The organism is Pseudomonas sp. Pmew2 (genome assembly GCF_058129885.1).
This window is the reverse complement of record NZ_CM176702.1, coordinates 146337-168324: the sequence shown is the minus strand read 5'-3', so window position 1 is coordinate 168324 and position 21988 is coordinate 146337. Positions and strand designations below refer to the sequence as shown.

14 protein-coding genes, 2 tRNA genes and 4 rRNA genes are annotated in these 21988 nt (G+C 56.1%); 11 read left to right on the top strand and 9 right to left on the bottom strand.

Going from position 1 to position 21988, the window contains the following annotated elements; translation table 11 throughout:
* Positions 1–36: 36 nt before the first annotated feature.
* Genes AC4ANK_RS00770 through AC4ANK_RS00760 form a run of 3 tightly spaced genes read left to right on the top strand, consistent with a single transcriptional unit; the run spans position 37 to position 4925 of the window.
* A complete protein-coding gene (locus tag AC4ANK_RS00770) occupies positions 37–984 on the top strand; it encodes a diiron oxygenase (RefSeq protein WP_002555860.1) in 948 nt (315 codons plus the stop codon).
* Positions 981–4415 (top strand): non-ribosomal peptide synthetase, encoded by a 3435-nt coding sequence (locus tag AC4ANK_RS00765; protein ID WP_002555861.1) that lies wholly within the window; start codon positions 981–983, stop codon positions 4413–4415. Before AC4ANK_RS00770 ends, AC4ANK_RS00765 begins: the two co-directional genes overlap by 4 nt.
* 33 nt (positions 4416–4448) lie before the next feature.
* Positions 4449–4925 carry an SRPBCC family protein gene (locus AC4ANK_RS00760; RefSeq protein ID WP_002555862.1) on the top strand — a complete coding sequence of 159 codons (477 nt, stop codon included), beginning with the start codon at positions 4449–4451 and terminating at the stop codon, positions 4923–4925.
* A 109-nt stretch (positions 4926–5034) separates the two neighbouring features.
* Here AC4ANK_RS00760 and rrf (AC4ANK_RS00755) read toward each other — a convergent pair.
* The 9 genes from rrf (AC4ANK_RS00755) to AC4ANK_RS00715 form a co-directional block, all read right to left on the bottom strand.
* Positions 5035–5150: ribosomal RNA gene (rrf, locus tag AC4ANK_RS00755) — 5S ribosomal RNA — on the bottom strand.
* 106 nt (positions 5151–5256) lie between these two features.
* A 5S ribosomal RNA gene (gene rrf, locus AC4ANK_RS00750) occupies positions 5257–5372 on the bottom strand.
* A gap of 151 nt (positions 5373–5523) precedes the next feature.
* Positions 5524–8416, bottom strand: a 23S ribosomal RNA gene (locus AC4ANK_RS00745).
* Positions 8417–8655: 239 nt separating this feature from the next.
* Positions 8656–8731 (bottom strand) — tRNA-Ala (locus tag AC4ANK_RS00740).
* Between the two features lie 30 nt (positions 8732–8761).
* Positions 8762–8838: transfer RNA gene (locus AC4ANK_RS00735), tRNA-Ile, on the bottom strand.
* Between the two features lie 123 nt (positions 8839–8961).
* Positions 8962–10500 (bottom strand): 16S ribosomal RNA (locus AC4ANK_RS00730).
* The 16S, 23S and 5S rRNA genes sit together here with 2 tRNA genes alongside, the layout of an rRNA operon.
* A 569-nt stretch (positions 10501–11069) precedes the next feature.
* Complete coding sequence (locus tag AC4ANK_RS00725) at positions 11070–12293, bottom strand: CaiB/BaiF CoA transferase family protein (RefSeq protein WP_170947399.1); 1224 nt, start codon at positions 12291–12293, stop codon at positions 11070–11072.
* Positions 12294–12302: 9 nt separating this feature from the next.
* Positions 12303–13484, bottom strand: coding sequence for an acyl-CoA dehydrogenase (locus tag AC4ANK_RS00720; RefSeq protein WP_002555864.1), 1182 nt, complete (start codon positions 13482–13484; stop codon positions 12303–12305).
* A 58-nt stretch (positions 13485–13542) separates the two neighbouring features.
* Positions 13543–14292 carry an IS5 family transposase gene (locus AC4ANK_RS00715; protein ID WP_460382697.1) on the bottom strand — a complete coding sequence of 250 codons (750 nt, stop codon included), beginning with the start codon at positions 14290–14292 and terminating at the stop codon, positions 13543–13545.
* Between the two features lie 206 nt (positions 14293–14498).
* On the opposite strand from AC4ANK_RS00715, the gene AC4ANK_RS00710 reads away from it, so the two are divergent.
* From AC4ANK_RS00710 to AC4ANK_RS00675, 8 genes are all read left to right on the top strand, one after another.
* Positions 14499–15407, top strand: coding sequence for a LysR family transcriptional regulator (locus AC4ANK_RS00710; protein ID WP_002555865.1), 909 nt, complete (start codon positions 14499–14501; stop codon positions 15405–15407).
* Between the two features lie 422 nt (positions 15408–15829).
* Positions 15830–16951, top strand: coding sequence for a Re/Si-specific NAD(P)(+) transhydrogenase subunit alpha (locus AC4ANK_RS00705; RefSeq protein WP_002555866.1), 1122 nt, complete (start codon positions 15830–15832; stop codon positions 16949–16951).
* A gap of 10 nt (positions 16952–16961) precedes the next feature.
* Positions 16962–17285 carry an NAD(P) transhydrogenase subunit alpha part 2 gene (locus tag AC4ANK_RS00700; protein WP_002555867.1) on the top strand — a complete coding sequence of 108 codons (324 nt, stop codon included), beginning with the start codon at positions 16962–16964 and terminating at the stop codon, positions 17283–17285.
* Positions 17282–18736 (top strand): NAD(P)(+) transhydrogenase (Re/Si-specific) subunit beta, encoded by a 1455-nt coding sequence (locus AC4ANK_RS00695; protein WP_002555868.1) that lies wholly within the window; start codon positions 17282–17284, stop codon positions 18734–18736. The genes AC4ANK_RS00700 and AC4ANK_RS00695 overlap by 4 nt, the downstream gene beginning before the upstream one ends.
* Before the next feature lie 180 nt (positions 18737–18916).
* Positions 18917–20410 carry a succinyl-CoA:acetate CoA-transferase ScpC gene (gene scpC / locus AC4ANK_RS00690; protein ID WP_002555869.1) on the top strand — a complete coding sequence of 498 codons (1494 nt, stop codon included), beginning with the start codon at positions 18917–18919 and terminating at the stop codon, positions 20408–20410.
* Positions 20411–20730: 320 nt separating this feature from the next.
* The gene (locus tag AC4ANK_RS00685; protein ID WP_002555870.1) at positions 20731–20946 is read left to right on the top strand and encodes a DUF1127 domain-containing protein; all 216 of its coding nucleotides are present in this window, start codon (positions 20731–20733) and stop codon (positions 20944–20946) included.
* Positions 20947–21256: 310 nt separating this feature from the next.
* Entirely contained in the window at positions 21257–21574 is a 318-nt protein-coding gene (locus AC4ANK_RS00680) for a DUF2388 domain-containing protein (protein ID WP_002555871.1), read from the top strand.
* A 99-nt stretch (positions 21575–21673) separates the two neighbouring features.
* Positions 21674–21979: a DUF2388 domain-containing protein gene (locus AC4ANK_RS00675; RefSeq protein WP_002555872.1), complete on the top strand. Its 306-nt coding sequence runs from the start codon at positions 21674–21676 to the stop codon at positions 21977–21979.
* The last annotated feature ends 9 nt before the right edge of the window (positions 21980–21988 follow it).

Genomic DNA, 21988 nt, shown 5'->3' with positions numbered 1-21988 from the left:
CTCGCAACACCCTGAAGCCTTTACAAGGAAGACATCATGAAAGCAGAAGACTACACGTCGTTCATCGATGCGTGGGAAGGCCGCGCCACCATTCGTACTCGTCCGCGCAGAATGGTCGAGAACGATGAAAAACTGATCTACCCCCTCAGCCGTCAGCCGCTGGTGCTCAGTGACACGTTTACCCGCGAGTGCGCGCATTTGCGCGATTACGCACTGGTGCAGAGCCTCTATAAGTTCATCAACGATGTGGTGATCTTTGAAACCGAGATCGTCGACAAGACCGCACGCAGTATCGCCAAGGACAACTTCACGATTCGCTTCCCGTTTGCCTGCCGCTATGACGCGATGACAGTGGTGGTCGACGAGGACTATCACGCGCTGGTGGCGATGGACTTCATGCAACAGACCATCGCGCTGACGGGCATCGAGCCTATCCAGCTGCCTGACGAAATCGAACTCAGCCGGGCCATACCCGCCGCGCTGGCTCTGGCCCCGGAGCATCTGCGCAGTGCAGTTGAGCTGATCTGCGTGGCTATCGCGGAAAACACCGTGACCAATGACGTAGCGGCCTTCGCCAAGGACGACTCGGTCAAGCAATCGATCAAGGGACTGATGGCTGACCATCTGCTGGACGAGGGACGTCATTCGGGATTCTGGGCGCGGCTGGTACGAATCTACTGGCACACCGCAGATGAGCAGGATCGGGAATCCATCGCGCGCATCCTGCCGGTGTTTATCGCTCAGTATTTGACCAATGACATACAGAACGGCTTCGATTTCACCCTGATCGAGCACTTGCAGGTGCCGGACACCATCAAGCAGGCGCTCAAGGACGAAACCAGGGCCGTGAGTTTCCCAGTCAACCGCCACCACCCGCTGGTCGCCAACATCATGCGCTTCTTCAAGAGCAGCTCGATGCTGGACGATCCCTGTGTGCAGCGTGCGCTGGCAGACTACCTGCCGGCTCAGGGGACGCTGCAATGAAGCGCCTGGAGATTGTGCTCATCGGTCACAGCCTGACCCTGAGCGATCTGAATGCCGAGCTGCTGGACCACGGCCATGGCGTGCGGCACCTGTCTGACCAGCAGGCGCTGTATGCGTTGACGATGCCTGACGGTTGCGTCCTGATCGAGGACGGCAGTCTGGACCTTCGCGGGGTACGAGGCCACGGCACTCATCTGGGCCTACGGGTCGGCTTCAGCGCGGCGCTCGCGCACGGTCTGCCTCGCCTGGAGCTGCTCTGCTGGCATGGGCCGGCCAACACGCGACGCCTGATAGCTCATGAGTGGCTGCCGGCCGAGGAGTCAGGCAACGGCCGGGTACTGCGTGATGCGGCTGTAGCAGGCATGGTGGGGATGGTGGCATTGCAGGTCAGCCGACTGTCCAGGGACGATGATTATTTCAACAGTCTGCCTACTGCAACACCCGCTCAGAGTGACCGGCAGGATGGCTTGCAGGCGATGGATGATTTGCTCTTCGAGCATCGCCTGAATCAGACAGAACAACCACACCTGCTGAAGCGGGCTGAAACCTCGATCACCGAGCGGCTGGAACAGGCGCTGCTGATGTTTGCCGAACGTCCAGCACTGTCCGTTCGCAATCAGACGCTCAGCTATCGTGAACTGCACGCGCACAGCATCGCGATTCAGCGCCTGTTGCTGCCTTTATTGGCGTCTGCGAAAGCCGACACGCCTCCGGTGATCGGCATCTGCCTGCCCAAGTCACCCGAGTTGTATGCGGGCATTCTGGCGATTCTGGGCTGCGGTGCGGTTTATCTGCCGCTTGATCCCGGCCAGCCTTTGCAGCGTCAGCAGTACATTCTGGAAAACTCGGGAGCGATGCTGTTACTTCACGACGGCTCGCACCCATTGGCCGCTGCGGAGTTTCCGGCACTGGATATTGCTGCAGTGCCGATGGGGGATGCCGTTTCAGCCGGCATGCGCGTTCATGCCGCGCAGGACGCGCCTTGCATGGCGCTGTACACGTCAGGCACCACCGGACAGCCAAAAGGCGTATTGCTCAGCCAGCGCAACCTCAGCCATTTCACTGCCTGGTACGCCGAGTATGTGAGCCTGCGCGAGCAGAGCCGGGTGCTGCAGTTTTCTACATTGAGCTTTGATTCGTCGATCATCGACATTTTTCCCACCTGGCTCAATGGTGCCGAACTGGTGGTGCCTGATGAAGATCAGCGGCGCGATCTATTGCAACTGGTCAGCGTGCTGCAACAAGGCATCACTCACGCGTTTCTGCCACCGGCACTGTTGAGCATTCTGCCGCTGGATCAGCCTCTGGGACTGGAGCATGTCATGACCGGGGGTGATGTCTGTGAGCCGCATGTGATTGCACAGCTCACCAGGCAGTGTCATTTCCACAACCTGTATGGCCCCACCGAAGCCACCGTGTTAATCACGGCCTGTGAGTTCGCGCCGTCCAGCAGCAATCGGCATCTGGGACGACCGATTGCCAACAGCCAGGCATGGATTCTCGACGAGCAATTGCAGCCCGTAGCGGAGCAAACGCAGGGTGAGCTGTATATCGTCGGTCCTGGTGTTTGCCTGGGCTACGTAAACAATCCCCAGCTTACCGCCGAGCGCTATGTGTGGCTGACCAGGCCGGACGGGCAGCAACTGCGGGCCTATCGCACTGGCGACATCGCCAAGTGGACGGCTGAAGGCATCGTGCTGAGCGGACGCCGCGATAATCAGGTGAAGATTCGCGGCTTTCGGGTCGAGCCGGAAGAGATCGAGCATTGTCTGCGCGACAGCGGGCTGTATCGACAAGTGGCTGTGGTGATCGACGAGCAGCGACGCATTCTGGCGTTTCTCGCTCAACCGTATCTGGAGCATGACGAACAAGCGTTGAGAGCGCATGTGCAACGTCTGCTGCCTGACTACATGCATCCTGCTGTGTACACGACGCTGCCCAGTCTGCCGTTTGCCAGCAACGGCAAGGTCGATCGCAAAGCACTTCTGGAAATACCGCTGAGCTTCAGCGGGCAACGCACTGGTCGTCTGCCGCAGACCGAGCAGGAGCAAGCGCTGCTGGCGGTATGGGCCGAACTGCTGGAACTGCCGTCAGAAGATATCTCTACGGACGAAAGCTTTTTCAATCTGGGCGGTCATTCGATTCTGCTGTCACGTCTGTTGCTGGGGGTTCGTGAGCGGTTTGGGCGCAGCATTCCAATCAACCGTTTTATAGAAGCACCTACCGTCCTGACACTGGCCAGCCTGATCGACAGCGATGGTGCTTCGGCTTACACCATCAGTGCGCAGGCACTGTTGGATGCCGATGCGAATAATCCGCTGGCGACTTTGCCCATCAGCCAGTTGGGTGATGTTCACAAGGTAATTGTCACCGGTGCCAACGGTTTTCTCGGTGTGCATATCGTTGAAGCGCTGTTGAACTGGGGGGCGACAGAGATCGCCTGCCTGGTTCGTGAAGCTGCGGGGCAAAGCGCACAACAGCGTTTCGAGCATTCACTGCGGGAAAACCGTCTGGACCATATGGACCTGAGTCGCGTGAAGGTCTACGCCGCTGACGTGACCAGGCCCAGGCTGGGTCTCAGTGAAGCGGTATATGAACGACTGGATAGCGAGTTCGGTGCGCTGGTGCATAACGCTGCCAATGTGAACCATGTGCAGGACTATGAAACCCTCGTCAAAGACAATGTTGCGCCGGTCTTTGAATGCCTGAAGCTATGTGAGGGGCGCAGCAAAAAGATCTTCAACTTCGTCTCGACCCTTTCCGCCTGCAGTGCAGTCGATGCAGCCGGCAACGTGCTTGAACAGCCCGCTGCCGCTACCCCGCCGATCTACATCAAGAACGGTTACAACCTGTCCAAATGGGTAGCTGAGCGTGTTCTGCAGCGCGCGCGCGAGCAAGGTGCCTGGGTGAACATCTATCGGCCCGGCAACATAGCGTTCAACAGCGTCACCGGCGTATGCCAGCCGCAAAAAAACCGCCTGATGCTAATGCTCAAAGGCTCGCTGCAACTGGGTCAGGTTCCGGCGTTCGCTATCAACTTCGACCTGATGCCGGTGGACTTCCTGGCACGCTTCATCGGCTTCCATGCCAGTCGCTATCAACCGGAACACGCTGTGTTCAACCTGCATAACCCCGAGCCCTTGAGCTGGAATAACTATGTGGAAGCCTTCCGCGGGGCAGGCCGTCAGTTCGAGTTGGTCAGCGTCGAGCAATGGCAGGCCCAACTCAGCCGTGTCGACAGCCAGAACGCTTTGTTTGGTGTGCTGGGTTTCTATCTCGACGGGTTTGAAGAAGACATCGGCGACATCTCGATGATCGAGTACCGCAACACCCTCAGCGGTATTCACCGTATGGGCGGGCATTACCCGCAGAAAACCCCTGAGCTGCTGCGCAAGGGCTGCGATTACCTGAAAGAAATCGGCTTCATCTGAATTGATACCCCACTGACGTAAATGGAGAAACACATGAGCACACTTCACAGTAATCTGAAGCCTGACACCCTCATCCGCAACCCGGTGTCGTGCCGAGTGGCTTCAGCCGTGGAAGTCCCCGGTAATGCAGCCAGCGTATGGGCTGTGGTGGGGAATTTTGGTGGTTTCCAAGCCTTCATACCCGCGCTGGACAGCATTGAGGTCACAGGGGAAGGTAAGGGCTCGGTTCGAAGGAAACTGTTCAAGGACGGCAACGTGGCCATCGAACAACTGAACTCCCGGGATGATCAGGCGCTGTACATGACCTGGTCACTGATCCACACCAGCTTACCGGTGAGTAACCTATGGGCGGCAATGACTGTTGAAGCTACCGGGGACGATGCGTGTGTCGCTCGTTGGACGATCGTTGCCGACCCTGTTCAGGGAGGTCCTGAAGGGGATGCATTTGAGGCGTTTCTTCAGGGGTTTGCTGACGGCGCGATGAGTAACGTACGCAGCCTTTTTGGCTGATTCATGCACTATCCAGCCCGCTCAGCACGAAAGCCTGCGCGGGCTTTTTTGGGGCTCCATAACGACAAAACCCCTCATCGCAAACGCAATGAGGGGTTTCGGAATTCAATCTTGACGATGACCTACTCTCACATGGGGAAACCCCACACTACCATCGGCGATACATCGTTTCACTGCTGAGTTCGGGATGGGATCAGGTGGTTCCAATGCTCTATGGTCGTCAAGAAATTCTGTTGCCGATCCGTTAACAGGTAACGTCTCAGCGAATTTTGATGCTTCTACTTAAACAAAAACCCTCAACGCGTAAGCGATGAGGGTTTCTGGAATTTAATCTTGACGATGACCTACTCTCACATGGGGAAACCCCACACTACCATCGGCGATACATCGTTTCACTGCTGAGTTCGGGATGGGATCAGGTGGTTCCAATGTTCTATGGTCGTCAAGAAATTCGGGTACCGAATCGTGCCATGCGGCGCGCTTCAGCAAATCGGGTATGTGATAGCTCGGTGCGTTTGTGACGCAAACTTTCGGTTCGTGTCGTCTTCACAGTCACCGCAATCTGGTCCTTCGACTCAAAAAATTGCTTGGGTGTTATATGGTCAAGCCTCACGGGCAATTAGTATTGGTTAGCTCAACGCCTCACAGCGCTTACACACCCAACCTATCAACGTCGTAGTCTTCGACGGCCCTTTAGGGAACTCAAGGTTCCAGTGAGATCTCATCTTGAGGCAAGTTTCCCGCTTAGATGCTTTCAGCGGTTATCTTTTCCGAACATAGCTACCCGGCAATGCCACTGGCGTGACAACCGGAACACCAGAGGTTCGTCCACTCCGGTCCTCTCGTACTAGGAGCAGCCCCTCTCAAATCTCAAACGTCCACGGCAGATAGGGACCGAACTGTCTCACGACGTTCTAAACCCAGCTCGCGTACCACTTTAAATGGCGAACAGCCATACCCTTGGGACCGGCTTCAGCCCCAGGATGTGATGAGCCGACATCGAGGTGCCAAACACCGCCGTCGATATGAACTCTTGGGCGGTATCAGCCTGTTATCCCCGGAGTACCTTTTATCCGTTGAGCGATGGCCCTTCCATACAGAACCACCGGATCACTAAGACCTACTTTCGTACCTGCTCGACGTGTCTGTCTCGCAGTCAAGCGCGCTTTTGCCTTTATACTCTACGACCGATTTCCGACCGGTCTGAGCGCACCTTCGTACTCCTCCGTTACTCTTTAGGAGGAGACCGCCCCAGTCAAACTACCCACCATACACTGTCCTCGATCCGGATAACGGACCTGAGTTAGAACCTCAAAGTTGCCAGGGTGGTATTTCAAGGTTGGCTCCACGCAGACTGGCGTCCACGCTTCAAAGCCTCCCACCTATCCTACACAAGCAAATTCAAAGTCCAGTGCAAAGCTATAGTAAAGGTTCACGGGGTCTTTCCGTCTAGCCGCGGATACACTGCATCTTCACAGCGATTTCAATTTCACTGAGTCTCGGGTGGAGACAGCGCCGCCATCGTTACGCCATTCGTGCAGGTCGGAACTTACCCGACAAGGAATTTCGCTACCTTAGGACCGTTATAGTTACGGCCGCCGTTTACCGGGGCTTCGATCAAGAGCTTCGCTTGCGCTAACCCCATCAATTAACCTTCCGGCACCGGGCAGGCGTCACACCCTATACGTCCACTTTCGTGTTTGCAGAGTGCTGTGTTTTTAATAAACAGTCGCAGCGGCCTGGTATCTTCGACCGGCGTGGGCTTACGCAGTAAATGCTTCACCCTCACCGGCGCACCTTCTCCCGAAGTTACGGTGCCATTTTGCCTAGTTCCTTCACCCGAGTTCTCTCAAGCGCCTTGGTATTCTCTACCCAACCACCTGTGTCGGTTTGGGGTACGGTTCCTGGTTACCTGAAGCTTAGAAGCTTTTCTTGGAAGCATGGCATCAACCACTTCGTGTTCTAAAGAACACTCGTCATCAGCTCTCGGCCTTGAGATCCCGGATTTACCTAAGATCTCAGCCTACCACCTTAAACCTGGACAACCAACGCCAGGCTGGCCTAGCCTTCTCCGTCCCTCCATCGCAATAACCAGAAGTACAGGAATATTAACCTGTTTTCCATCGACTACGCTTTTCAGCCTCGCCTTAGGGACCGACTAACCCTGCGTCGATTAACGTTGCGCAGGAAACCTTGGTCTTTCGGCGTGGGTGTTTTTCACACCCATTGTCGTTACTCATGTCAGCATTCGCACTTCTGATACCTCCAGCAAGCTTCTCAACTCACCTTCACAGGCTTACAGAACGCTCCTCTACCGCATCATCAAAAGATGATACCCGTAGCTTCGGTGCATGGTTTGAGCCCCGTTACATCTTCCGCGCAGGCCGACTCGACTAGTGAGCTATTACGCTTTCTTTAAAGGGTGGCTGCTTCTAAGCCAACCTCCTAGCTGTCTAAGCCTTCCCACATCGTTTCCCACTTAACCATGACTTTGGGACCTTAGCTGACGGTCTGGGTTGTTTCCCTTTTCACGACGGACGTTAGCACCCGCCGTGTGTCTCCCATGCTCGGCACTTGTAGGTATTCGGAGTTTGCATCGGTTTGGTAAGTCGGGATGACCCCCTAGCCGAAACAGTGCTCTACCCCCTACAGTGATACATGAGGCGCTACCTAAATAGCTTTCGAGGAGAACCAGCTATCTCCGAGCTTGATTAGCCTTTCACTCCGATCCACAGGTCATCCGCTAACTTTTCAACGGTAGTCGGTTCGGTCCTCCAGTTAGTGTTACCCAACCTTCAACCTGCCCATGGATAGATCGCCCGGTTTCGGGTCTATTCCCAGCGACTAGACGCCCTATTAAGACTCGCTTTCGCTACGCCTCCCCTATTCGGTTAAGCTCGCCACTGAAAATAAGTCGCTGACCCATTATACAAAAGGTACGCAGTCACCCAACAAAGTGGGCTCCCACTGCTTGTACGCATACGGTTTCAGGATCTATTTCACTCCGCTCTCCGCGGTTCTTTTCGCCTTTCCCTCACGGTACTGGTTCACTATCGGTCAGTCAGTAGTATTTAGCCTTGGAGGATGGTCCCCCCATATTCAGACAAGGTTTCTCGTGCCCCGTCCTACTCGATTTCATTGCAAAGGGATTTTCGCGTACAGGGCTATCACCCACTATGGCCGTCCTTTCCAGAACGTTCCGCTAATCTCAATACAACTTAAGGGCTGGTCCCCGTTCGCTCGCCACTACTAAGGGAATCTCGGTTGATTTCTTTTCCTCAGGGTACTTAGATGTTTCAGTTCCCCTGGTTCGCTTCTTGCACCTATGTATTCAGTACAAGATAACCATCTTATGATGGCTGGGTTCCCCCATTCAGACATCTCCGGATCACAGTCTGTTTGCCGACTCCCCGAAGCTTTTCGCAGGCTACCACGTCTTTCATCGCCTCTGACTGCCAAGGCATCCACCGTATGCGCTTCTTCACTTGACCATATAACCCCAAGCAATCTGGTTATACTGTGAAGACGACATTCGCCGAAAGTTTGCATTCACAAACTTTACCTTAGCCCGGACACACACCAGTGAAAGAGGTGCCCGGTCTATTTCTTTCTATCACATACCCAAATTTTTAAAGAACGATCTAATCAAAGACTAGAAATCAACATTCATGCACTGATCGTCAGGATCAATGGAATGCTCATTTCTAAGCTTTCAAACAGAAGCAGTAAGTGGTGGAGCCAAGCGGGATCGAACCGCTGACCTCCTGCGTGCAAGGCAGGCGCTCTCCCAGCTGAGCTATGGCCCCGTATTTCTACAGGCGTTTCCCACACAAAATTGGTGGGTCTGGGCAGATTCGAACTGCCGACCTCACCCTTATCAGGGGTGCGCTCTAACCAACTGAGCTACAGACCCAATTTCGAGCTTGTAGCCGCTAGCGTTGAGCTATCAGCTTGGAGCTTAAAGCTGCTTCTAATCGTCTTCTTCAATGAATCAAGCAATTCGTGTGGGTGCTTATGGCGCAGCTGAGTCGTCGATTAAGGAGGTGATCCAGCCGCAGGTTCCCCTACGGCTACCTTGTTACGACTTCACCCCAGTCATGAATCACACCGTGGTAACCGTCCCCCCGAAGGTTAGACTAGCTACTTCTGGTGCAACCCACTCCCATGGTGTGACGGGCGGTGTGTACAAGGCCCGGGAACGTATTCACCGCGACATTCTGATTCGCGATTACTAGCGATTCCGACTTCACGCAGTCGAGTTGCAGACTGCGATCCGGACTACGATCGGTTTTGTGAGATTAGCTCCACCTCGCGGCTTGGCAACCCTCTGTACCGACCATTGTAGCACGTGTGTAGCCCAGGCCGTAAGGGCCATGATGACTTGACGTCATCCCCACCTTCCTCCGGTTTGTCACCGGCAGTCTCCTTAGAGTGCCCACCATTACGTGCTGGTAACTAAGGACAAGGGTTGCGCTCGTTACGGGACTTAACCCAACATCTCACGACACGAGCTGACGACAGCCATGCAGCACCTGTCTCAATGCTCCCGAAGGCACCAATCCATCTCTGGAAAGTTCATTGGATGTCAAGGCCTGGTAAGGTTCTTCGCGTTGCTTCGAATTAAACCACATGCTCCACCGCTTGTGCGGGCCCCCGTCAATTCATTTGAGTTTTAACCTTGCGGCCGTACTCCCCAGGCGGTCAACTTAATGCGTTAGCTGCGCCACTAAGAGCTCAAGGCTCCCAACGGCTAGTTGACATCGTTTACGGCGTGGACTACCAGGGTATCTAATCCTGTTTGCTCCCCACGCTTTCGCACCTCAGTGTCAGTATCAGTCCAGGTGGTCGCCTTCGCCACTGGTGTTCCTTCCTATATCTACGCATTTCACCGCTACACAGGAAATTCCACCACCCTCTACCATACTCTAGCTTGCCAGTTTTGGATGCAGTTCCCAGGTTGAGCCCGGGGATTTCACATCCAACTTAACAAACCACCTACGCGCGCTTTACGCCCAGTAATTCCGATTAACGCTTGCACCCTCTGTATTACCGCGGCTGCTGGCACAGAGTTAGCCGGTGCTTATTCTGTCGGTAACGTCAAAACAATCACGTATTAGGTAACTGCCCTTCCTCCCAACTTAAAGTGCTTTACAATCCGAAGACCTTCTTCACACACGCGGCATGGCTGGATCAGGCTTTCGCCCATTGTCCAATATTCCCCACTGCTGCCTCCCGTAGGAGTCTGGACCGTGTCTCAGTTCCAGTGTGACTGATCATCCTCTCAGACCAGTTACGGATCGTCGCCTTGGTGAGCCATTACCTCACCAACTAGCTAATCCGACCTAGGCTCATCTGATAGCGCAAGGCCCGAAGGTCCCCTGCTTTCTCCCGTAGGGCGTATGCGGTATTAGCGTCCGTTTCCGAGCGTTATCCCCCACTACCAGGCAGATTCCTAGGCATTACTCACCCGTCCGCCGCTCGCCACCAGGTACAAGTACCCGTGCTGCCGCTCGACTTGCATGTGTTAGGCCTGCCGCCAGCGTTCAATCTGAGCCATGATCAAACTCTTCAGTTCAAACATCTAACTGGGTTTTGAGAAAACCCTAAACTTGGCTCAGCAATCGTTGGTTACATCTTTGATTTCTCGCGGAGTAACTTGGGCTGCTGATAATCTGTTGACTTCAGTCTGACACCACAAGCACCCACACGAATTGCTTGATTCAGTTGTTAAAGAGCGGGTGGTTAAGAGCTTTCGTCTCAACCGAGGCGCGCATTCTACAGCGTCTCTTGTATCTGTCAAGCGGTTATTTTAAGAAGCTTTCAAAGTTTCCTTTGCAACTTCAACCACTTGCGCTTCGATCAACTCTTCAGTTGCTCATCAGCGGGAGGCGAATTCTACAGCGTTACAACCGCGTGTCAAACTCTTTTTTCTCACCGCTGTCGATCACTGCTGACTCGACCTACTTCCTCGCTGACTCTTCACTCCAAATCCTTGTAAACCATTGATCTACAAGGCTTTTTCGTTTCCGTCTGCGCCGGAAGTGGGGCGAATTATAGACAGATCACAGAGGCCGTCAACCGTTAATTTCAAAAACACCGAAATTAACCATTAAGGCCCTGTCGCAAAGGCTTTCTTCTATATAGCTACACGACTCCTGACTTGCGCAGCGCTGCAACCTCTTCACCCTCAAGCCCTAATAGCTCTTGAAGCACTTGCGCCGTGTGCTCGCCCAACAAAGGAGGCGCCCTTCTATATTCGACTGGCGTTTCCGATAGCCTGATCGGGCTGGCGACCTGCGGAACGCGCCCGCCCAACGCGTGCGGCATCTCTATAGCAAGCCCCCGCGCCATAACCTGCGGATCCGCAAATACTTGAGCAAGATCATTGACCGGGCCGCACGGCACGCCAGCCGCCTCAAGCTCGTCAACCCACTGAGCAGTGGTCTTGAACACCGTAGCCTGACGAATCAATGGAATCAGTTCGGTACGATGAGCCACGCGCAGCTTGTTGGTCAGAAAGCGCGAATCATCAGCCCACTGTGGCTGCCCCGCCACTTCGGCAAACCTTCTGAACTGGCTGTCATTCCCCACAGTCAGGATCAGGTCGCCATCGGCTGTAGGAAAAGCCTGATACGGCACTATATTGGGATGAGCATTGCCCAAGCGCCTGGGCGCAACGCCCGTGGTCAGGTAGTTCATGGCCTGATTAGCCAGACACGCCACCTGCACATCGAGCAGCGCCATATCAATGTATTGCCCTGTATTGCTTTGATCGCGATGAGCAAGGGCGGCGAGAATGGCCGTTGTCGAATACAGACCTGTCAGGATGTCGGTCAGCGCAACGCCAACTTTCGCCGGGCCCGCGCCCTCCTCACCGTCCGGCAGACCGGTTAGGCTCATCAGGCCGCCAAGTGCCTGGATCATGAAATCGTAACCCGGACGCGTCGCATACGGCCCGCTCTGACCGAAACCGGTAATGGAGCAATAGATCAGACGTGGATTAACAGCCTTGAGCGATTCGTAATCCAGACCATAAGACGCCAACCCGCCAACCTTGAAGTTCTCGATGACAATATCCGACTTCGCCGCCAGCTCCCGTACCAGCTTCTGCCCTTCCGGCCGCGTGAAGTCGATGGTGATTGACTGCTTGTTGCGATTGGCCGACAGGTAGTAAGCAGCCTCGGTGGTGTTCTGCCCGGCCGCGTCCTGAAGAAATGGCGGACCCCACGAACGAGTGTCATCGCCACATCCTGGTCGCTCGACCTTGATGACGTCAGCCCCCAGGTCAGCAAGGATCTGCCCGGCCCAAGGCCCGGCCAGGACCCTGGACAAGTCGAGCACCCGGATATGTGAAAGCGCCCCCATGATCAGCCCTCCTTAATAGAAGGCCTGAATGCCGGTCTGCGCACGCCCTAGAATCAACGCGTGCACATCGTGCGTACCTTCATAGGTATTCACTACTTCCAGATTGACCAGATGCCTGGCGATGCCGAACTCGTCCGAGATACCGTTACCGCCCAGCATGTCGCGAGCCATGCGCGCGATATCCAGCGACTTGCCGCAGGAATTGCGCTTCATGATCGAGGTAATCTCTACGGCAGCCGTACCTTCGTCTTTCATGCGTCCCAAACGCAGGCAGCCTTGCAGCGCCAGAGTGATTTCAGTCTGCATGTCCGCCAGCTTTTTCTGGATCAGCTGATTGGCCGCCAGCGGACGCCCAAACTGTTGACGGTCGAGGGTGTATTGCCGCGCGGTGTGCCAGCAGAACTCCGCCGCACCCAGCGCGCCCCAGGAAATACCGTAGCGCGCAGAATTGAGACAGGTGAACGGACCTTTCAGACCGCGCACGTTCGGGAAGATGTTTTCTTCAGGCACGAACACGTTATCCATGACGATCTCGCCCGTGATCGACGCACGCAGACCGACCTTGCCATGAATAGCCGGGGCGCTCAGACCTGCCCAGCCCTTTTCGAGAACGAAACCGCGGATATCGCCGGCATCGTCCTTGGCCCACACCACAAACACATCCGCGATCGGGCTGTTGGTAATCCACATCTTGCTGCCGCTCAGGCGATAACCACCCTCGACACTCCGGGCACGAGTGATCATCGCCCCTGGGTCTGAACCATGGTTGGGCTCGGTCAGGCCGAAGCAGCCAATCCATTCGCCCGAGGCCAGTTTAGGCAGGTACTTCTCTTTCTGGGCCTGCGTACCGAATTCATTGATTGGCACCATGACCAGCGAGGACTGCACACTCATCATTGATCGATAGCCTGAATCGATACGCTCGACTTCACGGGCGATCAGCCCATAACAGACGTAATTCAAGCCACTGCCGCCAAACGCTTCCGGAATCGTTGCACCCAGCAACCCCACTTCGCCCATCTCGCGAAAGATGGCCGGGTCGGTTTTCTCGTGACGGAAGGCTTCAAGCACGCGCGGGGCCAGCTTGCTCTGGGCGAACTGCTCGGCAGTGTCGCGAACCATGCGTTCTTCTTCAGTGAGCTGTTGATCCAGCAGCAATGGGTCGATCCAGTTAAAACTTGCTTTACCGCTCATGCATGTTCCTCACGTTCAGCTGAAAAATCCTGTACCGATCCTAGGGTCTGTTCCCGTTTCACATTGGCAGCCACAGAAAAGCGCAGGCCATTGCTATGACGCTTTCATAGTTTCTCTTGAGTTTGTCGAACCGAGAAGCCGCCGCCCGGAAATGCTTCAACCGGGCAAAGGCGTTTTCTACGAGATGTCGATTGCGATATAACCCTTTGTCCAGATCTGCGTTCCCTTTCAGAGAATTGCGCTTTCGTGGAATCACCACTTTGCTGCCTTGCTGCTCGACCTGAGCGCGTATCGCTTCAGTGTCGTAGCCCTTGTCCGCAATGATCACTTCTGCATTGGGCATCTTGGCAATCAACGAGGCCGCCTGCGAACAATCATTGGTCTGGCCTCCGGTCACGTCAAATGCAATGGGCAGCCCACAAGCGTCTACAGCCAGGTGAATCTTGCTGGTGTTACCGGCTCGGCTTTTTCCGATGGCCTGGTCCTGCGTGCTGGCAGCACCTGCACTGTGCTGATGAGCCTTTACATAGCTGCCATCAATGAAAACCCACTCCATGTCAGGATCGGTCATCAGCACCTCAAGCACCTTGACCCACTTGCCTGAAGCAGACCAGGCATTGAACCGCTTGTAGACCTTGCTCCAGTTTCCAAACGCTTTCGGCAGGTCTCGCCAAGGGCAACCCACACGCATGCGGTACAGCATGCCTTCAACCGTGGTGCGCAAATCTCGCTTGTTGTAGATCGATTCGTGCAGCAAAATTTCTCGAAGCTTCGGCCAGTGCTCATCACTGAGCATTAATCGGGGCATTGCAGGCTCGTATTGGTGTTGTGTGAGAACTCCAACAATACGGGCCTGTTCTCATAGAGATCAATGGGTTACGTCGAAACGGGAACAGACCCTAGTCCTGGTGTCATCCGGCGACAAACGAGGTTTTATCAACCTCTTGTGCTAATTTCTCACTCCAAGAGCCGCATCAGGCCCGCATAACAAAAAGACCAGTGAGAAGAAAGGATATGAGACGCAAAATACCCAGCACCACTGCACTGGTCAGTTTCGAAGCAGCTGCCCGACACGAAAGCTTTACCAAAGCCGCTCACGAGCTGTCCCTGACACAAGGCGCGGTGTGCCGACAGATTGGCGGACTTGAGGAGTTTCTCGGCGTTGAGCTGTTCCGGCGCTCTCGACGGGGTGTGAAGCTCACGGAGGCAGGCCTTTCCTACAGCCGCCGCGTGGCCCAGCAACTGGACGCAGTCGAGCGCGACACCCTGTCGGTCATGGGCCAACAAGGCGCCAACGCCATCGAGCTCGCCGTGGTGCCGACGTTCGGCACTCAATGGCTGTTGCCACGCCTTAAGGACTTCCAGCACAAGCACCCTGATGTCACGGTTCACCTGACCAACCGCACGCGCCCTTTTCTGTTTGCTGACACCGACTTCGATGCTGCTATCTATTTCGGCGACGCCGACTGGTCCGGCACCCAGTCGCATCGGCTGATGGGTGAAAACTCCATGCCGGTCTGCAGCCCCTCGTTCCTGAACGGGCGAGACCATCTGCAAGCAAGCGAGCTCGCCGAGCTGCCATTGCTTCAACAAACCACGCGCCCCTATGCGTGGCGCCAATGGTTCAACGCGCAGGGCATGGATGTGGCCCGCGATATGACCGGCCCTCGCTACGAGCTGTTTTCGATGCTTGCGCAGGCAGCCATGCACGACATGGGTGTGGCACTGATCCCGCCCTTCCTTATTCAGCGCGAACTGCATGAAAAGCGCCTGGTGATCGCCAACGCCTGTTCGCTGTCCGGCAGCAAGGCCTACCACCTGATTATTCCCGAGCGCAAAGTGGAATCGGCGTCACTCAGCGCATTTCGCGACTGGCTGGTCGCTCAGGCCCGGAATTACCAGCTGCCCCAAGAGCAGATCTGAGCAGAATTTCAGGTAGTCAATGAAAGAAAACACCTACAGATGTAACCTTATGTCGCGTTAAAACAACTTCTCGCTCGCCGCAAAAAAAGGACTTACCCCCTAATAGTTACAGGGTCTTTTGTCCTATTTTGGCTTGAATGCGAGATTTTCGAGCAAAAAAATATTAATCACCTTTTTTGTACGGAATAGCGCCAAAACCCATACAAGCAATGGCCTGCATCCAATTACTGCGACAATAGGTCACAGTGTGACTTGTAGTTCATCTATAGTTTCGTTACAGAATGTATTGAAGCCCGCAAACTTCGCCTGCAAAATGCCCCGCCCCTGCTGCAAAGGGGCGTGCTGCCTGGCCATGCCAGATGCACCAGCCGTAGTGCACTGGCCTACATACGAACGATAAAAAATCGCGCAGGAGATTTGTCGTGCACATTGGTGTTCCTCTCGAAACGCAATCGGGCGAAACCCGGGTAGCTGCTACCCCGGAAACCATCAAAAAGCTGATCAGCCAAGGGCACAGGATTACCGTGCAGAGCGGCGCAGGCATTCAGGCCAGCGTTCCGGACAGCGCTTACGAAGCTGCAGGCGCTGTGATTGGGAGCGCGAACGAAGCGTTTGCGGGCGAGTTGATCCTCAAGGTTGTAGCGCCCGACGACAATGAGCTGAGCCTGATCAAGAGCGGCTCGGTGGTCATCGGCATGCTCAACCCCTTCAACAATGAACTCATCGGCAAGATGGCCGCACAGGGCATCACCGCGTTCGCCCTGGAAGCCGCACCGCGCACTTCCCGCGCGCAGAGCCTTGATGTGCTGTCTTCGCAGGCCAATATCGCGGGCTATAAGGCCGTGCTGCTTGCCGCACACCACTACCCGCGCTTCATGCCCATGCTGATGACCGCTGCCGGCACTGTCAAAGCCGCACGGGTGCTGATCCTGGGCGCTGGCGTTGCCGGTCTGCAGGCCATTGCCACCGCCAAACGGCTGGGTGCCGTGGTTGAGGCCTCGGATGTGCGTCCGGCAGTGAAGGAGCAGATCGAGTCGCTGGGTGCCAAGTTCATTGATGTGCCCTACGAGACCGACGAAGAGCGCGAATGCGCCGAAGGCGTTGGCGGTTACGCCCGCCCGATGCCTGCCAGCTGGATGCAACGCCAGGCCGCAGCCGTTCACGAGCGGGCCAGGTTGGCGGACATCGTCATTACTACCGCCCTGATCCCCGGCCGCAAGGCACCGGTGCTGCTCAGCGCCAAAACCGTGGCGCAGATGAAGCCCGGTTCGGTAGTAATCGACCTGGCCGCTGCACAAGGCGGCAATTGCCCGCTGACTGTGGCAGATCAAGTCGTCGTCGAGCACGGAGTGACCATCGTCGGCCACACCAATTTGCCAGCGCTGGTCGCAGCCGATGCTTCTGCACTCTATGCCCGCAACCTGCTGGACTTCATGAAGCTGCTGTTCGACAAGGACGGCACATTCTCGATCAACCTCGAAGACGACATCGTCGCCGCATGCCTGATGTGCCGCGACGGGCAAGTCGTACGCAAGAACGGCTGAGGACACACCAATGGAAGAGCTGATTTCCCCCGGCGTCTACAACCTGATCATTTTCGTACTGGCAATCTATGTCGGCTACCACGTGGTCTGGAACGTCACGCCCGCACTGCATACGCCGCTCATGGCCGTCACCAATGCTATCTCGGCCATCGTCATCGTTGGCGCCATGCTCGCCGCCGCACTCACGGTGACGCCGCTGGGCAAAACCATGGGCACGCTGGCTGTCGCACTGGCAGCGGTGAATGTGTTTGGCGGCTTTCTGGTCACTCGGCGGATGCTGGAGATGTTCAGGAAAAAGGCCCCCAAGGCAAAGGATGAGGCGCCGAAGTCATGAGCATGAATCTGGTCACCCTGCTGTATCTGATCGCGTCGATCTGCTTTATCCAGGCACTCAAAGGCTTGTCACACCCCACCACCTCACGCCGCGGCAATCTGTTCGGCATGCTCGGTATGGGTCTGGCGGTCATCACGACAATCGGGCTGGTGTTCAAACTGGCTGCGCTGTCTACCGCTGAAGGTACCAGTGCGGGCATTGGCTACATTGTGGTCGGCCTGCTGGTGGGCGGGACCGCTGGCTCGATCATGGCCAAGCGCGTTGAAATGACCAAAATGCCTGAGCTGGTCGCGTTCATGCACAGCATGATCGGCCTGGCAGCGGTATTCATCGCCATCGCGGCCGTAGTAGAGCCTCAGTCACTGGGCATCGTTGGTCATCTGGGCGATGCCATCCCCGCGGGTAATCGTCTTGAGCTGTTCCTCGGAGCGGCCATCGGCGCGATCACCTTTTCCGGCTCGGTAATCGCCTTTGGCAAGCTGTCGGGCAAGTACAAATTCCGGCTGTTTCAAGGCGCTCCAGTACAGTTTGCCGGACAGCACAAGCTCAACCTGGTGCTTGGTCTGGCCACACTGTTCTTTGGTCTGACCTTCATGTTCACCGGTAGCCTTACTGCCTTTGCGATCATGCTCGCGCTGGCGTTCGTGATCGGTGTGCTGTTGATCATCCCGATTGGCGGTGCAGACATGCCGGTGGTGGTCTCGATGCTCAACAGCTATTCAGGCTGGGCAGCGGCCGGGATCGGCTTTTCGCTGAACAACTCGATGCTGATTATCGCGGGCTCGCTGGTCGGTTCTTCGGGCGCGATCCTGTCCTACATCATGTGCAAGGCGATGAACCGCTCGTTCTTCAATGTGATCGGCGGTGGCTTCGGCGGCGCAACGGATTCGGCAGGGCCGGCAGGTAGCAAGGAAGCCCGCCCGGTGAAATCCGGCTCGGCAGACGATGCCACCTTCCTGCTGACCAACGCCGACACCGTGATCATCGTGCCGGGTTACGGGCTGGCAGTCGCGCGCGCGCAGCATGCACTCAAGGAACTGACGGAGAAGCTGGTGCACCGTGGTGTCACGGTGAAGTACGCCATTCACCCGGTGGCCGGGCGCATGCCGGGGCACATGAACGTACTGCTGGCCGAAGCCGAAGTGCCTTACGATCAGGTGTTCGAGATGGACGACATCAACTCCGAGTTCGGTCAGGCCGATGTGGTGCTGGTGCTCGGTGCCAACGACGTGGTCAACCCCGCCGCCAAGAACGATCCGAAATCCCCTATCGCCGGGATGCCCATCCTGGAGGCGTTCAAGGCCAAGACCATCATCGTCAACAAACGCTCGATGGCCAGTGGTTACGCAGGTCTGGATAACGAACTGTTCTATCTGGATAAAACCATGATGGTATTCGGAGATGCCAAAAAGGTGATCGAGGACATGGTGAAGGCCGTCGAAAACGCCTAGCCTGACCCTGCCACATTAAAGCCCCGGCTCGCTTGGCGACCGGGGCTTTTTACATTCTGCGTAACAGTGTTTTGCGCTGAAAGCCGCCAATTAGAGCCCTCAAATGCGACCTTGGTAGCAGGACGAACCTCGTTCAACGCTCTAGACTTGTCGCTCGCTTCTATCTACGAGACAGAATCCATGTACCGTGACCGTATCCGCCTGCCCTCCCTGATGAGCAAGGTTATGAGCGCAGCCGACGCTGCCGCCTTGATTGAAGACGGCATGACCGTCGGCATGAGTGGCTTCACCCGTGCAGGCGAAGCCAAGGCCGTGCCCCATGCGCTGGCCGAGCGCGCCAAAGTGACACCGCTGAAAATCAGCCTGATGACCGGTGCCAGCCTGGGCAATGACCTGGACAAGCAACTGACCGAGTCCGGCGTGCTGTCCCGGCGCATGCCCTTTCAGGTCGACAGCACACTGCGCAAGGCAATCAACAACGGCACGGTGATGTTCATCGATCAGCACTTGTCCGATACCGTCGAGATGCTGCGCAATCGGCAGATCAAGGCGGTGGACCTGGCGGTGATCGAATGCGTTGCGATCACTGAGGAAGGCCATCTGGTGCTCAGTACCTCTGTAGGCAACTCGGCCAGCTTCGCGATTCTGGCCAAGCAGGTGATCGTGGAAATCAACCTGTCGCAGCCGCTGGAGCTGGAAGGTCTGCACGACATCTATATACCCAGCTACCGGCCGACGCGCCTGCCGATTCCGGTGCTGGAAGCAGACTCGCGCATCGGTAGTCATGCAGTGAAGATAGATCCGGCGAAGATCGTCGGTATTGTCATCAGCAACCAGCCAGATTCACCGTCCACCGTCACGCCACCTGACGCCGACACGCAGGCCATCGCCAACCATCTGGTGGAGTTCTTCAAGAAGGAAGTGCGCGAAGACCGGCTTACCGACAAGCTGATGCCACTACAGGCGGGTATCGGCAATATCGCCAACGCCGTGATGCACGGCCTGCTGGCGTCTCCCTTCACGGACCTGACGATGTACTCCGAAGTGCTGCAGGACTCGACATTCGATCTGTTCGACGCGGGCAAACTGACCTTTGCTTCAGGCAGCTCCATGACGTTGTCGGCGGCCAAACACGCGGAAGTCTTTGCCGACTTCAACCGCTACAAGTCCAGGCTGGTATTGCGCCCCCAGGAGATCTCCAATCACCCCGAGGTGATCCGCCGCCTGGGTATCATCGGCATCAACACTGCGCTGGAATTCGACCTGTACGGCAACGTGAATTCTACCCACGTGTGCGGGACGCGCATGATGAATGGCATTGGCGGCTCGGGGGATTTCTCGCGCAATGCGCACCTGGCGATATTCGTCACCAAGTCGATTGCCAAGGCCGGCGCGATTTCCAGCGTTGTGCCGATGGTCAGCCATGTCGACCACACCGAGCATGACGTTGACGTTCTGGTCACAGAGCAGGGCCTGGCAGATCTGCGCGGCCTGGCCCCTCGCGAACGTGCGCGGGTCATCATCGACAACTGCGTACACCCGGATTACCGCGACGCACTGAACGCCTATTTCAAAGCCGCTTGCGTGCTGGGCGGCCATACCCCGCACATCCTGCGCGAAGCACTGAGTTGGCACATCAACCTGGAAGAAACCGGGCGCATGCTTCCGGGCTGAACAGGACAGTTGGAAGTGAACGAGACCTTCCCCGACTCACTTCCTCCTCGCACTCAACAGCTTCTTGAAAAACTGTACTGCTGTACCGGTCATAAAACTGCCTCAAATCGCCAAAATCACCATAATCGACCACAAAATGCACTCATATGGTGCCGACCGGTACAGTTGCCCCATTTATGAACAAAACAGTGCCCAATCACAGTTAACTGAACCCTCACAATACAAGTGAACTGTGTCTATGGAAGCTGGACGCGTGCGAGGAAAATGGGCACCAGTCAAGCAACTCACTTATCCCGCCACAAGCGGAAGGAAGTCACACCATGGAACGTACAATCAGTTCCGATCTGTTCAGCGAAAGCACCGTTACCACTGCAAAAGCTTCTTTGCCTCTGCGCGTATTCGCCAACCTGATGCTCTGGCAGCGTCGCCTGTCCAGCCGCCATCAACTGGCTCGTCTGGATGCACGCCTGCTGGCTGACGCCGGTATCAGCGAATCCCAGCGTTACGAAGAGCTGAGCAAGCCGTTCTGGCGCTGAATCAGCGCTCGCTGGTCCCAGACCTTAAAGTCTCTCGCCAGCAACCCGAATTGCTTCATACAAGACCCGTCTCAGGCAACCGAGACGGGTTTTGTCGTTTTCGGGCAGGTACTTAACAGATTGCCAATAACAGCACAGTTTCAGATAAATCAAAAACGTCAGGTACAGTTACCAAATAATGCAAACTGTGCAAGCTGTAGCCATCGACTGCCATGACAAGCGCGCTATCAGTGGGATAGTCTAACGCTCTACCTCGGCCCTTCGGCCTCGCAGGCAGCCTGTGCCCTTTTGACCACAATGGAACTCGATCATGTCTCTGCTACGTACCCTCGGCGCTGCCTTCCTGTTGACTGCTGCTGCAGGTGCGAACGCCTCCAGCTTTATTGTGACCACTGATGCAGTGGTCGATGCAGTCAATGCATCGACACGTGCCACGTCCAACATTTCCTCCTCTCTGAAAGATGACAAGATCGTTCTGGCCGCCCGTGACGATGCCGCCAGCTTCGTGGCCAGCTCCGGCGACATCCGTAGCGCTCGCCTCGAAGGTGCGCTGCAACACATCCGCCAGGTTCTGCCTGAACTGCAAGCGACCGACAGCCAACTGGCTCAGGCCATTCTGGCCATCTGACCGTTGTGCCCCGGCCATGTGCCCCGGCCATGTGCCGGGGTAGCTCTGGCCAGAGCATTGCGCTAGCCTTGCTACCTGTTTTGCCGGTTCGTGAAAGTCATGCGTTTACTGCACCTTCTGTTTATCGCACCCGTTGCCAGCCTGATGTGCATCAGTCAGGTTCAAGCGTTCGATACGACCACGCAGGGTCTGGTCAAGACCGGCTATGCAACCAGTCAGGTCACAACAGCACCTTTCGATAACAAGCTCATGATGGCTGCCAGAGACGACGCTGCTGCGTTCATCGCCAGCGACGGAGATATACGCTGTGCCCGGCTTGAGGCCGCGCTGCACGCCCTGCGTCAGGCAGATGCAAAACTTCGTGCCAGCGACCTTGAACTGGCGCAGGCAATCCTCGTCCAATAGCCACTTTCC